Source organism: Paenibacillus sp. 32352 (assembly GCF_002042965.1).
GTDB lineage: Bacteria > Bacillota > Bacilli > Paenibacillales > NBRC-103111 > Paenibacillus_S > Paenibacillus_S vulneris.
Genome location: NZ_MZNT01000010.1, coordinates 285,055 through 298,806, shown reverse-complemented (window position 1 = coordinate 298,806; position 13,752 = coordinate 285,055). Strand labels below are relative to the sequence as shown.

10 protein-coding genes are annotated in these 13,752 nt (G+C 51.5%); 8 read left to right on the top strand and 2 right to left on the bottom strand.

The genetic code is table 11. The annotated features are described in order from the left end of the window. Positions 1–223 precede the first annotated feature (223 nt). From B1728_RS23320 to B1728_RS23285, 8 genes are all read left to right on the top strand, one after another. Complete coding sequence (locus B1728_RS23320) at positions 224–1,180, top strand: ABC transporter permease (RefSeq protein WP_079912805.1); 957 nt, start codon at positions 224–226, stop codon at positions 1,178–1,180. A 19-nt stretch (positions 1,181–1,199) separates the two neighbouring features. Beyond that, the gene (locus B1728_RS23315; RefSeq protein WP_256865470.1) at positions 1,200–2,072 is read left to right on the top strand and encodes a carbohydrate ABC transporter permease; all 873 of its coding nucleotides are present in this window, start codon (positions 1,200–1,202) and stop codon (positions 2,070–2,072) included. A 44-nt stretch (positions 2,073–2,116) separates the two neighbouring features. Then, positions 2,117–3,757 carry an extracellular solute-binding protein gene (locus tag B1728_RS23310; RefSeq protein ID WP_079912804.1) on the top strand — a complete coding sequence of 547 codons (1,641 nt, stop codon included), beginning with the start codon at positions 2,117–2,119 and terminating at the stop codon, positions 3,755–3,757. 101 nt (positions 3,758–3,858) lie between these two features. Then, positions 3,859–4,974, top strand: a complete 1,116-nt coding sequence (locus B1728_RS23305) for a glycoside hydrolase family 88/105 protein (RefSeq protein ID WP_079912803.1) — start codon at positions 3,859–3,861, stop codon at positions 4,972–4,974. Between the two features lie 204 nt (positions 4,975–5,178). Then, on the top strand, positions 5,179–6,909 hold the full coding sequence (locus tag B1728_RS23300; protein ID WP_079912862.1) for a cache domain-containing sensor histidine kinase: 1,731 nt from the start codon (positions 5,179–5,181) through the stop codon (positions 6,907–6,909). After that, positions 6,906–8,441: a response regulator transcription factor gene (locus B1728_RS23295; protein ID WP_079912802.1), complete on the top strand. Its 1,536-nt coding sequence runs from the start codon at positions 6,906–6,908 to the stop codon at positions 8,439–8,441. Before B1728_RS23300 ends, B1728_RS23295 begins: the two co-directional genes overlap by 4 nt. A gap of 280 nt (positions 8,442–8,721) precedes the next feature. Further along, positions 8,722–9,672 (top strand): DUF1861 family protein, encoded by a 951-nt coding sequence (locus tag B1728_RS23290; protein ID WP_079912801.1) that lies wholly within the window; start codon positions 8,722–8,724, stop codon positions 9,670–9,672. A gap of 372 nt (positions 9,673–10,044) precedes the next feature. Then, entirely contained in the window at positions 10,045–11,355 is a 1,311-nt protein-coding gene (locus B1728_RS23285; RefSeq protein WP_179136160.1) for an ABC transporter substrate-binding protein, read from the top strand. 325 nt (positions 11,356–11,680) lie between these two features. Here the strand turns inward: B1728_RS23285 and B1728_RS23280 are convergent, their stop codons facing one another. After that, a complete protein-coding gene (locus B1728_RS23280) occupies positions 11,681–12,304 on the bottom strand; it encodes an SGNH/GDSL hydrolase family protein (RefSeq protein WP_079912799.1) in 624 nt (207 codons plus the stop codon). Between the two features lie 20 nt (positions 12,305–12,324). Beyond that, a complete protein-coding gene (locus tag B1728_RS23275) occupies positions 12,325–13,728 on the bottom strand; it encodes an FAD-dependent oxidoreductase (RefSeq protein WP_079912798.1) in 1,404 nt (467 codons plus the stop codon). Positions 13,729–13,752 lie beyond the last annotated feature (24 nt).

Sequence of the window (13,752 nt, the reverse complement as noted above, 5' to 3'; positions counted from 1 at the left end):
GTTGGCGGAACGGTATTCCAAGCGGGCATAGGGCGTGTTCGGCTGATGACTTTTGAAACAGACCCAGTGCTGCCCTTTTCCGTGAGGCTCCCTGCTGATTTGAAGGAGAAACAAAAATCGCACAGAAAGACCTAAAGATTTTTAAGGCCCGGAATGGACGAACCGCGGTACATTATAAGCATCACATCCAACAAAAACTTTCATCAGGAAAGAAGGGGAAGCCATGAAAACGACGCCTGCCGCCGTAGGAACAGATAGAGTACCGGCAGCCAAAGAAGCTTTTTACCAGACAAAGCGGTTTCGGCAGAATATTCCGCTATTTGTCATGCTTATACCGGGAGTGCTTTATTATCTGATATTCCGTTACTTGCCTATGGGCGGTCTTGTGATAGCTTTCAAGAACTACAACTTTCACGATGGCATATGGTCAAGTCCGTGGGTGGGATGGAAATATTTCGAGATTTTGTTCCAGTCCAACGTCACGCTGCAAATTATCTGGAATACCCTCACCCTAAGCGTTCTGAACCTGGTCTTCGGGTTCCCTGCGCCGATTCTTATCGCCATTGCCTTGAATGAGGTTCGGAAGAGCTGGCTGAAGCGCTGGATTCAGACCATTATTTATCTGCCTCATTTTTTGTCCTGGGTTATCGTTGCGGGCATTATCCTGACCCTGTTCTCCATCGACGGCGGCACCATCAACAAGCTGCTGGGCCAATGGGGGATGGAGCCGGTGCCCTTCCTGTACCGCACAAACTCATGGATCGCCATCTTTGTCGGCTCCGGCATGTGGAAGGAGATGGGCTTCAGCGCTATTATCTATCTCGCCGCTATCTCCGGCATTGACCCCAGCCTGTACGAATCCGCGGGGATGGACGGTGCAGGCAAGCTTAGGCAGATTTGGCATATCACCCTGCCGGGTATCCGTCCTACGATTATCCTGCTGCTGATTCTTGGCATGGGCCGTTTGATGGAAGTAGGGTTTGACCAGGTTTACAATTTGCAGAATCCCACTGTCCTGCAGAAAGCGGAGGTCATCAGCACCTACGTGTACAAAGTGGGGCTGCAGCAGGCCCAATTCGGCCTGACCACAGCCATGGGCTTGTTTGAATCCTTCGTCGGCCTGGTACTTGTGCTGTCGGCCAACGCCTTGGCCCGTAAATTCGATCAGGGATTATTCTAAAGAAGGGAGGGAAATGCTCTTGAGAGAATCCACAGGCGGAAAAATTTTTGTCATCCTTATTCACGTGGTATTGATCATTATTTCGCTCACCTGCATCCTGCCTTTCCTGCATCTGATTGCGCTGTCCGTAAGCTCCGGGCACGCGGTTGACCTGGGCCAGGTCTGGTTCTGGCCGGTGGGGCTTGATTTCACTGTTTACCAATACTTTTTTGAGAATACGCCAGCCTTGCGCGCCTTTACCAACAGCGTGATCATTACCTTATGCGGAACGGCCTTGAGCATGCTGGCCACGGTGCTGACGGCCTATCCCTTATCCCGCCGTTACCTGTATGCCCGCAAGCCGATCACAACAGCTGCATTGTTCACCATGCTTTTCAGCGGAGGCATGATCCCTACCTATCTGGTCATGAACAGCTTGCATTTGACCAACACTTACTGGTCCCTCTGGCTTGGCGGGCTGATCAGCACCTATAATATGCTGATTATGAAAAGCTATTTTGAGAGCATCCCGGGAGAAGTGGCGGAATCTGCCCAGATGGATGGCTGTGGCGAGGTCCAACTGCTCATGCGCATCATACTGCCCTTGTCTCTTCCCATGCTGGCTACGCTGACGTTATTCTACGGAGTGGGCTACTGGAACATGTTCATGAGTGTTATTCTTTACATCAATAAGACGAATTTGCAGAATCTTACTGTTATCGTCCAGGGGATGCTGCAAATTCAGGGGAACTTCAATATGTCGGCCATGGATATGATGCAGCAGCAGGAGATGGTATCCGAAAAGCTGAAAGCGGTTGGGGTTATGGTTATGGTTGTGCCCATGCTGGTGGTATATCCGTTCCTGCAGAAATATTTTGTCAAGGGCATTATGCTTGGCTCAATCAAGGGTTAGCGGCAACAATGAAATAAATCATAGAAGGATGAGGGGGATTCCACATGTTTGGACAAACATTCGCACCAAAAATGAAGATCACGTTAGCGCTGGGACTGTCGGCGGTTATGGCGGCAGGGGCAGCTGGTTGCAGCCAAAAGGAAGAAGGGGCAGGAGGGCAAGCTGAAGGAAAAGCCACAATTACCGTTTCCAATTATGACAGAGGCAATATTCCTGCAGCGGAGGGAACGGTTGAGGACAACCGTTGGACCAAGTGGATCAATGAGCATTCTCCCGTTACGGCCAAGTATGTGCCGGTGGCCCGGGCAGAGGCAGTCAAGAAGCTGAATGTGTTGTTCGCATCGGGCAGTGCGCCGGATATTGTCAATGATTATGATACGGGATTCAGGAATTCCCTGTACCAGCAGAAGCAATTGATGCCTTTGGATGATTACTTGCAATATGCCCCTGAATACCAGAAGCTGCTGGAGAAGTACCCCCAGCTTCGCAAAATAGGCACCAAGCCGGACGGCAAGCTTTACGAAATCGGCAAAATTAATGAGCCCCACCTGCAGAGTGTAGCCTTTATCCGGATGGATTGGCTGAAAAAGCTGAAGCTAGAGGTTCCGAAGACCACCGACGAATTGCTTGTCGTTCTGAAAGCATTCGTTGAGCAGGACCCTGACGGCAACGGGAAGAAGGATACTTATGGAACCAATATGAGCTACACCTCGGATGGCATGGTGGATTCCATGTTCGGCTCGTACGGCTGGAAAATCTCCAATGATGACAAAATTGTCAGGACTTGGGATAATTCGCTGGAGTCTCTTAAATTCAAGAAAAGATTATTTGAAGAAGGGCTTATCGATAAGGATTACTTGGCGGACAAGAATGGAGCCAAAGCCAAGCAGGATTTTCTGAACGGAAAAATAGGCGTTTATCTTCCTCCTGCTATCACCAACTGGTTTGAGAATACGGTAACGGACGTTAAAACGCTCCGCAAGGTTGTTCCGGGGGCGGAGATTGCGCCGATGGCGCAGCCAAGGTCTTCTATGGGACAATTCGTTCATCATGTGGTCAATCCAGTTCAAATGACCACGGTGATCAATGCCGCGGCCAAGGATCCCAAGGCAGCTATGGAATATATTAACTTCATCATCAAGCCGGAGAATGCCCTAATTTTGAAGAAAGGAATTGAGGGAGAGCATTGGAAGAAAGGCGAGGACGGTTTTCCCAAGGTCATTGATCCTGCGAAGAATGCCAAGGAGCTGGATTGGGCCATGGACTACTCCATGTTCTACTCAATCCCAGAGAATCCGCTTCTGATTTCCACCACTGCGTTCGACGTGAATGATCCTGACCAGAAGGCTGGCCTGGACATGTTGAAGAAAGCCGACGAGTTTCTGCTTAATCCCGAGGCCCAGTATCCCGCGCTGAGTCACTATGAGCATATGCCTACCCTGCCGAGCGATTTGGTAGTGATCAATACCAATATCGACAAGGAAATGAAGGACATCTTTACCAAAGGCATTATTGGTGGGGCCCAATATACCCCTGAGCAGGCCATTGCAGATGCTAAAGCTGCCTGGGAGAGAGGCGGCGGCAAACAGATCGAGGAATTCATGAATACCTGGTATAAAGAAAATAAGGACAGAGCCTTCCTCGGCAAGGATATCCTGGAGTTGGTCCGCTCCCAACACAAGTAAGGGCTGAAGGGCCTGGAATAGGATAAATGCGGACCTGGTCCGGCAAAGGCCGGGCCAAGTTTGCTTTCGGAACAATTTATATGAGAAGGAGTATATGAATCATGACAAATGAAATGCTGCTTCAAAAAATCGGACTGGTAGTGGACAAACTTATGAATCTGGGCGGCAGCGACTATGAAAAGGATAAAACCGCGGTCCAGGCCGATACAAGAAAAGGGATTGTCCAACGGGATTTCGGAATTGAGGAATGGGACTGGCCCCAGGGCGTCGGTCTTTATGGTCTGTACAAGCTGCAGAAGTATTACAGCGATACTCGCTATATGGAGTTTTTTCAGAACTGGTATTCCCGCAATATGGAGGTCGGCCTGCCGTCAAAAAACATTAATACGACCGCCCCTTATCTGGCTCTGGTTTTGCTCCTGGATCAGCTTGAGCCTTCCAAGCAGCTGGAACAGCTATGCCGGGATCATGCGGACTGGCTCGTTCATGAGCTGCCCAAAACCAAAGAAGGCGGCTTCCAGCATACAGTCACTGCCATTGGTAACCGGGATGGAATCCACTTGCACAATGAGCAGTTATGGATTGATACGCTCTTTATGGCGGTTCTGTTTCTGAACCAGGCCGGGCGCAAGTTCAACCGGCCGGAGTGGGAGCAAGAAGCAGTACACCAGATTTTGCTCCATATCAAGTACTTGTTCGACAAACATACCGGACTGTTCTTCCACGGCTGGAGCTTCGAGCGCAATGATAATTTCGGCAGCATCTTCTGGTGCCGCGGCAATTCCTGGTTCACCTACGGCCTCGTCGATTACCTGGAAACTTGCCAGGATACGATGAACCCGGGTGTCCGTCAATTTCTGGTTGATACGTATAAGGCCCAGGTCAACGCTCTGGTTCCTCTCCAGGCCGCTTCCGGCCTATGGCACACCGTCCTGCAAGACCCAACCAGCTATGAAGAGGTATCCGGATCGGCCGCAATTGCCGCGGGTATCCTAAAAGGCATAAAAACCGGTATTCTGGATTCCTCCTATCAGGCTGTTGCAGACAAGGCCATCCAGGCGGTTTGTCAAAATATCAGCGGTGACGGAACCGTGCTGAATGTGTCGGCCGGAACCGGTATGGGAATGGACAAAGACCATTATAAAAACATTACCATTATGCCAATGGCATACGGACAGTCCCTTGCTCTAATTGCCTTGTATGAAGCTTTAAAATAATACAGGTCAACCGGATGAAGCGTTTCCTTCCTACGTAGACAGGTAAAATGTAAACGTTGTTTGCTTGGAAGGAACCGTTTTATAATACAATATGAAATTCAAAGGGGGGAGGGGAGCCGACTGCGTCCGACAAGCTGGCCGGGTTATATAGCAGGAAAAATAAAGGGCAGCTTCAAGATCAAACTGATTGTGCTGCTCTCGTGTATGGTAACACTTGCCTTTGCCTTGGCAGGCTGGATGGTCTACCGGTCAAATATCCAGTTAATGGAGGATGAAATCAGCAAGCAGTTCTCCATCGCCAACGAACAGGCTTTGGCCAGACTGGAGATGTCCTTCCAGGAAATCAACCGCGTATCCCAATCCATTATCCTGAATCCGTCCATCGAACTGTTCCTCAAGGAGAACATCGTTCCCGTAAGCGATTCCTACACCCAATTCAAGAACCGCAAGTATGTAGAAGAGCAGTTGAATATGCTGCTGGTGGATGCGCCGTCCATCCGTTCCGTTTTCCTGTACAATGAGAACGGGGAAATGACGGCTCTCTCCAAAACCGGTGCGTCAGGAGAGCCGGGAACGGATGACTTGACCAGGATGATGGAAAAGCTTAAGCCCCATCGGGGGAATATGGTCTGGGGCCGGGCCGAGGCGGCCAGTACCATTGATCCGGACGGCCGCAGAACGGTTCTGGTTGCAGCCAGACGGATGCTCAATGAGAAGCTGATCCCGTACGGCACCATGGTGATGGTGATGGAGGAAAGCCTGGTATCCAAGGTGCTGCGGGATCTTACGGAGAACGGCAGCGGCAAGGTGCTGCTGCTGGAGCCTATGGGCGGTGTGCTCTACTCCAATACCGATCAGAGTGAGATGGAGCAACTATTGCAACTGACAAAGGCACATTATCCTCGTTATGTCAAAATGAATGGCATCACATATCTGTTTGTCCGCCACGAGCTGATTCCGGCAGGTTTTACCCTATATGGAGGGGCTTCCTTACAGGAGATACAGAGGAAAAATAAAGACATCATCCAAGTATTGGCATTTGCCGGAATCGGCGTGATCCTGCTCAGTGCGTTACTTATTACGATTTCCACCCGGACGCTCCTCACTCCTCTTGCCCATCTGATGCAGGGACTGCGTACGCTGCGTTCCGGCGATTTCACGGTCCGTGTCAAAGTGGATTCCGGCGATGAGCTGGGCTTCATCGGAGACAGCTTCAACAGCATGGCGGAGCAAGTGAGCGAACTGATTAATAAGGTATATCTGGCCCAGATCAGCCAGAGGGAATCGGAGCTGAAGGCCATCCAGGCACAGCTAAACCCTCATTATCTGCACAACCTGTTCAATGAGCTGTATTGGAAGCTGTACAGCAACGATCAGGAGGAGACGGCGCTTCTGATCAACGCCATCTCGGAGATGTTGAAGTATTCCCTTAAATCTGTCCAGACGGATACGACTCTTGGCGAAGAGTTGCACCAGATCCGCAATTACATCAAGATCCAGACAGAGCTGTTCACTGGCGAGATTGAAACCATTATCCAAGCTGAAGAGTCCCTGCTGAGTCTGCGGATGATGCGATCCCTCTTGCTGCCGGTGGTGGAAAATGTTTTTGTACACGCTTTCCGTGATATGGAGAAAGACCGGGTGCTGCGGATTAAAGCGTTCCTGTTAAATGAGGCACTGCATATCGTAGTGGCTGACAACGGATGCGGTATGGATAAAGAAACCCTGAGAGCTTTGACAGAGGCGGAGGCTGTGCTGCCGGACGGCGATAAGACAGGAATCGGCTACAAAAGTGTGCTGAGGCGCATTCAACTGGTATACGGACCCGCATATGGGGTGGAAATTACCAGTAGTGAAGGGAAAGGAACGGTTGTTCACATGACGCTTCCTATTAAATCCGGGACACTGGGGAGTCATGAGGAGGGAAACGGGTGAAGGGCAAGTTGTTTATTGCAGAGGATCAGCCTAACTTCCGCAAGGGGCTGCTGAAACTGGTGGGGAAGCGGTCCGCCGAGTGGGTGGTGACTGGGGAAGCGGCCAATGGCCGGGACGCCTTGTCAATGATGGAGAAATGTGTCCCGGATCTCTTGCTGACCGATATCCGGATGCCCCATATTGATGGTCTGCAGCTGGTAGAAGAAATCAGAAGCCGCGGCTGGCTGACGAAGATTGTGATTGTAACCGGATTCAAGGATTTTTCGTATGCCCAGTCCGCCGTCAAGTTCGGCGTGGTGGACTTTATTACGAAGCCTTGTGTGGAAATGGATATATTAAGCGTACTCGATCGGATTTATGTGCAGCTGATTGAAGAAAGCCAGTCTCAGTTCTTGGTGGAGGGCTGGAAGCGTCAGCATGAAGACAGCGAGCTGCGCTCGGCTATTATGGGCATGCCCTGCAACGGTGAAGAGGTGGAGGCTCTGCTGAAGCGGATGAAGCAATGTGAGCTGCATTTTCTCCGTATTCCCACCTATTTTCCTCCAGAGAAGCATTATTCCGCCGAGGATGTGCCGCTTTTGCAATTTGCTTTCGCGAATATTGCCGGGGAGCACTTGAATAAATGGTTTCCCGGCGGCTTTCGCCTGTTTCCCATGAATGCATCGGAGTGGGCTTTATTGGTGGACCGGAGTGCTTCCCGGCCGGATACATTCCCCTCATGGCCGCAGATACTCACCGACTCGGTCCATCATTATCTGAGGCTGGCTCTTGAATACAGCGGACAAGGGCTATGCGCCAGTACGGAGGAATTGCGTCAGGGCTACAGACGGTATTGCCGGGAAGGGGACAGGGACCACGGTTCTGCCAATGAATCACTGCTCAACCAGACGGCGCTTTACGAGAAGGAAAAGGAAATTGTAACCTGGCTTATGTCGGAGGATAACAGCCGGCTGAGCCGTGAGCTGCAGGAGCAAGTCGTCCGGATCAGCCATTTGCCCCCGCAAACCGCCAAGATTGAAGCGCTGCTGCTGGCTGCTGCCATTCTTCGGCTAGTGCAGGTCCAGTTTCCCGAATGGCAAATGGCTGTGCGCCCCATAGAGTGGGATACTGTCTACAAATGTGTGACACCGGATGATATTGCGGTATGGCTGCAGGGATACATCCATGAATTCCTGCGGTCACACAATAACTGGCTTGCCAGCAAGAATGATAATCCGGTCAAGCAGGCTATCCGGTTTATTGAAGAGTCATACATGGGGGTATGCGGCTTGGCCGAGGTGGCGGCCCATGTCCATCTCAACCCCAGCTACTTCAGTAATCTGTTTAAAAAGGAAACCGGGGAAAGTGTAACCGGCTATATCCAGAACCTGCGCGTACAGAAAGCGAAGCTTCTGCTGAAAAGTACAGATATGAAAATATTCGAAATTTCCGAAGCCACCGGCTTCAACGACTCCAATTATTTCACGCATATCTTCAATAAAATAGCGGGAGTCTCGCCCAAAGAATACCGCAAGCAGATGGCCGGCCAGTGACTCTTCCAGGAAAAAAGTTCATTACACCGTGCCCAAACCTCGCCATAGAAGAGGACTGGATGGACCAGCTTTCGGAAAGCGCATCATCGATTCGTTTGATCGGAAGCCGGTTCTTTTTTTACGTGAATGACAATACGACAAGGCTTTCCTAGCATAGCTGGAAAAAATGGGTAATATGGTATGGATAAGGTAGTTACGGATACCTGGAGCAATTCACTAAGAATATCAGGCTTCTAAAATAAATAAGCGAGTCGAAATCAAAAGGAAGGTGTGAAGAAATTTGACCCTGCAGAAGCAAAGAATTGAATTTGAGGCGGCAAAAAAGATCTATGAGAGCCAGACACTGGTATTTCATGGTGTAGACGGTTTTGATGTCTACAATATTTCGATTCCGTTCATACGGGACGGGAAGCGCTATTTGTTCGGACGGGTAGAACGCCGTGAAGAGTGGGCCCGCTCTTGGGTCCGCCTGTTCGAGGAGACGGGGCAGGATGAATGGACCGTGGTGAAGGATAGCATGATCTATACTCTGGAGGACCCTTTCATCAGTGAGATCGGCGATGAGCTAGTAATGGGAGGGACTCATGTGCAATATCAGAGTGGAAGATACAGTACGTTTTTTGGTTATTTCTTCCGGGGTACCGACCTCCATAATTTGTACTACTTCACTACCGGACCTAACAAAATGAAAGATATTCGCCTTGTTCCGTTGTCGGATGGCAAGATCGGTGTCTTCTCGCGTCCACGTGGCGCGGAGACTAGAGGCAAATATGGGAGCGAAGCAATGATCGGCTTCACGGTCATTGATAGACTGGAAGAGTTAACTGCAGACGTCATTGAGAACGCACCGTACATTTACGGCATCTTCGGGGAAGGTGAATGGGGAGGCGTTAATCAGGCTTATCTACTTGATAGCGGCAAAATCGGCATCATCGGCCACATTTGCTACAAGGATATGGATGAGAATGGAGGGGAAGTGAAGGTGTACCTGAACATGGCCTTCGTCTTCGATCCAACCATCCGAGAGTCCTCGGATCTTCGTTTGATCGGAAGTCGCTCCTGCTACCCGCCGGGACCTGCCAAGGCACCACATTTAGTCGATTGCGTCTTTACTTCGGGAATTGTTATGCGTCCGGACGGCAAGTCCGATCTTTACAGCGGCATTGGCGATTGTCAGGCGGGGCGTATTACGATCGACTATCCGTTCGAAGGACATGGGCGTATTGTTTAGAGGAGGAAGATGAGGTGAATGCGAATCCCGCAGGATGATGCATGACGACCTGAAGATCACTTAAGGATCGGGATCTCCCCTGTGGCTGGTGGTTAGTCGCCCAAGATTGGGAGGGTGGCTAGCATCCTGTGGGATTCCGTAGGTATAAGCACATTCGGGTTCTCATCATTGGCATTGTTTATTATTCTGCACAACGGCAACGGGCGGAACTCCTGCCTGCAAGCGACATTCTATACCATCACGGATCGACCGTGGCGGTGACTCCGGCATAATACTGAACTATTTTCGACTTGCCCGTACATATGGCATATTGTAATCGTTCGCCGAGACGTGTGAAACTTCGCTCCAACATTGATGAATGGGGGAAAAGACATGGGAATGAAACGAATGGCCGCACTGTCACTATTATTGTTTGCAACCGCTTGCAGCGGCGGAAATGACGGTAAAACGGCCGGTGAGCAGCCCGCTGGTGAGAAGAATGCTCCGCCTCAGGTTTCGACCGAGCCCGTCACGATCAAATTTGGTATTAGTATGGGATGGCTTGGACCTGGAGAGTTCCAGAAGTACTTTGAGGAGCCAATGAAAAAACGCTATCCGCACATTACAATCGAACCCATTGACTTGTCAAAACCGGAGAACGGTTTTGATAAGCTGATGGCCGCCGGCAACATACCGGATTTGGTGATGACCGCCTCCCCGATCATTTACCGGTTTGTAGGAACCGGAATGGAAGAAAATATGGAACCGCTGATTAAAAAATTCAATTTCGACCTTTCGCGGTTGGACCCGATCGCCGTAGAATCGGTAAAATCGGCAAGCCGGCAAAATAACTTAATCGGGCTTCCATGGACGATGCACTTCAGCGGTCTCTATTATAACAAAGATATATTCGACAAATTCGGTGTTCCATATCCGAAGGACGGCATGACTTGGGAGGAAGTCAGAGAGTTGGCCCAAAAAGTGACGCGCATCGACGGCGGCGTGCAGTATCGGGGCTTGGAGCCGGATAAATCGACCCGCATGGCTTCCGTGCTGTCATACGGCTTTGTCGATCCGGTAACAGAGAAGCCGACTGTGAACAATGATAACTGGAAAAAAATATTCGAATTACTGAAAAGCATCTATGATATTCCCGGAAATAATACACCTCGTTTGGCTGGCGCCGGTACGGATCAGTTTATGAAAGAACGAACGCTCGCTATGTTCACTTCCGTTAATATGCTTCCGAATTTGAAGGATGCGCAGGATTTGAATTGGGATTTGGCTCAGTACCCGTCATTCAAAGAACGCCCCAACACCGGCATGCAGGTGGATGAGTGGATTCTTCACGTCACGGCGCAGAGCAAGTATAAAGATCAAGCGTTTCAAGTCATTTCCACGATTCTATCTGATGAGGTGCAGACGGAAGTAGCCCGCAATGCACGGCTGCCGGTATTGAAGTCAAGCAGCATAGAGCAGGAGTTCGGCAAAAACCTGCCTTATTTGCAAGGCAAGAATGTGAAAGCTGCCTTTAAAAGCAGCCCTGCAAAAGCACTTCCGGTAAGCAAATACGATTCATTCGCGGAAGGTTATATGTCCAATGCCATCATTCCTGTCGTCAAAGGGGAGAAGGATATTAACACAGCACTGAGGGAGGCGGAAGAACAAATATCAAAGAATATTGAAGCGAACCGGCAAAAATAAAAGCTGGAAATGGGAGTGAGGAACTCATCTATGAGTGAGAGGTATTACAAAGAGCCTCAGATCCAATGAAATAAGTAAAGTGCAGACTGCTGCGCGATGCTTGGTTTACCTCCTGCGAACATAGAGATATTTCCTATGTTCACAGGAGATTCATAGACCCGTTGAACCTACTTACTATGATGATACACAAACTTTTTTGACACCATCCTAACACGAGCGGCCTCAAGCAAATAGAGCATCCGTGGTGCTAAATCGTCTCCTGCGTGTCCGCTGAGCCGAATATCGCCCTGTGGATGCTCTAAATCGTGCCGCCGCATGAAGCGGCCTACAAGCCTGCCAAAAAAGGAATCGCCAATTCGGCGATTCGCCGGTGGCCCGCCTCGTTCGGATGCAGTCCGTCCGAAGTAAAGTACGGCAGCGTCAGCCGGTTCAGCCCGCTCAATTCATACAAATTCAGCACGGGCAGCGCATACTGCCGCCCAATCGCCACCACCGCATCCGCGTAATCGACAAGCTGATGCCCAGCCGCATTCACATAAAAAATATCATACCCGTCCTTATCCCGCTGCAGCGGCGTCCATAAGCTCAACCGGCAGCGCGGATTTTTCATCAATATATCCTCGATCAGTGTTGTATAAGCCCCATAGAACGTATACACATCTGCCTTACCAAGCTCGCCCAGCGGCTTATCGAGCCGAAAATCGTTCACGCCCGCAAAGATCGTCACGCAATCGAGATCCGCAGCGATCGTCCGTCCGACATGCGTCGTCGCACCGTAATCGCGGTCTCCTCCGGCGGTCATCGGACACCCGCCCACCGCGTAGTTGAATACCTCCGTGAACCCCAGCGCCGACTGGACGTGCGGCTGATAGCCGCCTGCCGCTGTAATACTGTCGCCCAGCGTCCCCCACGTGGCACCAAGCCACTTGCCCTGCAATGGCCTCTCCATCACACGCTACCACTCCATCCTTAATTGCATTCCGTTTCAAAAGTAACCGCATCGACTTCCACGCCGTCATTCGCCTGTCCTGGGCGCTCACCGAGGTAAGCACCTTGCTCGATCAGCTTGCGCTGGAGCTCGGGGATAGACACCTCGCGGAAGCCAACGCCCGCGGAGCCGGCCATTGCTGCGGCAATACCGGCGGCCTCGCCCATGGCGAAGCAGTTCGGCATGACGCGCAGTGAGCCCTGCACTGGGCGGTCGGACGAGACCGAGCGTCCGGCGACGATCAGGTTCGACTTGCCCTGCGGCAGCATGCAGCGGTAAGGAACCCCGTGCGACTCTCCCTTCGGCAAATGCTTGATCGTCATCGTGCTGCTGGCGTTCGCCAGATGAATGTCGATGAAGTACGAGTTGCGGGCGATATCGTCCTCGAACGTCCGCATCGACAGAAAATCCTCCACGACAAGCGTGTAGTCCCCTTGAATCCGGCGCGTCTCGCGGATGCCGACCTGATCGCCGGAATGCACGAGATGAATGTGCTCGAAACCAGGCACATATTTGCGCAGGAAGCGGATCTGCGTATCGATCAGCTGGCGGCCTTCGATGGCGGCGCGGGTAAGATCCTCCGCCTTCGTCCCATCAATGCCGAAAATATGGCCGAAGTTGAACCCGACGATAGAGTCGGTAATCCATGCCATACCGGAAATCCGCTTGCGGCCATCCGGTAAATCGCCGTTCTTCTGCGCCTCCGTAACGGTCCGCTCAAGCTGCCCGCGCTCACCGGTCTCCTCCAGAAACTGCTTGAACCGCGCCCGGTCCGCCCCGGTCACCACATAGCACATCGTGCCCGGCTGAAGCTCGCCCTGATCGCCTCCGACCTGGAACGGCACGCCGGCCAGCGCCGCCAAATCCGCATCGCCGGATGCGTCGATGTACAGCTTCGCCTGCACAACCGACCGTCCCGACTTGTTGCTGATGACCAGCCCGCTGATCCGGTCTCCTTCCAGCAGCACTTGGTCTGCCACCGTGTGGAATAGGATTTTGGCTCCGCTTGCGAGCACCTCCCGATCATATACGCGCTTCAGCGTCTCCACATCAATCGGCACCCAGTCGAGCAGGTCCTTATACCGGCTCATAAAATCTTCCCCAGCCTCGATCTTCATCTTCTCCAGCAAATCCAGACCGATACCGCGAATAACCGGCTTCTGGCCGTCGGTATAAGGGCAGAAGGCCGGCACAAGCGCCGCAGTGCCCATGCCGCCAAGATAACCGCGCTGCTCGATCAGCAGGGTGCTCGCTCCATTGCGGGCAGCGGCAATCGCTGCAGCAACGCCGGAGGCACCGCCACCAATAACGACAACATCCGGGGTGTAGCTTACTTCAAGATTTTGCGACGGAACTGTAACCGTCTTCTTAACCGTATTTGACATCAATATGCTCCTCTCAGAGTCCAA

What these genes read in the sequence shown, in the direction of transcription:
- B1728_RS23285 (WP_179136160.1), top strand. Translation starts at nt 10,045, where the DNA reads ATGGGAATGAAACGAATGGCCGCACTGTCACTATTATTGTTTGCAACC.
- B1728_RS23320 (WP_079912805.1), top strand. Translation starts at nt 224, where the DNA reads ATGAAAACGACGCCTGCCGCCGTAGGAACAGATAGAGTACCGGCAGCC.
- B1728_RS23310 (WP_079912804.1), top strand. Translation starts at nt 2,117, where the DNA reads ATGTTTGGACAAACATTCGCACCAAAAATGAAGATCACGTTAGCGCTG.
- B1728_RS23305 (WP_079912803.1), top strand. Translation starts at nt 3,859, where the DNA reads ATGACAAATGAAATGCTGCTTCAAAAAATCGGACTGGTAGTGGACAAA.
- B1728_RS23275 (WP_079912798.1), bottom strand. Translation starts at nt 13,728, where the DNA reads ATGTCAAATACGGTTAAGAAGACGGTTACAGTTCCGTCGCAAAATCTT.
- B1728_RS23300 (WP_079912862.1), top strand. Translation starts at nt 5,179, where the DNA reads ATGGTAACACTTGCCTTTGCCTTGGCAGGCTGGATGGTCTACCGGTCA.
- B1728_RS23280 (WP_079912799.1), bottom strand. Translation starts at nt 12,304, where the DNA reads ATGGAGAGGCCATTGCAGGGCAAGTGGCTTGGTGCCACGTGGGGGACG.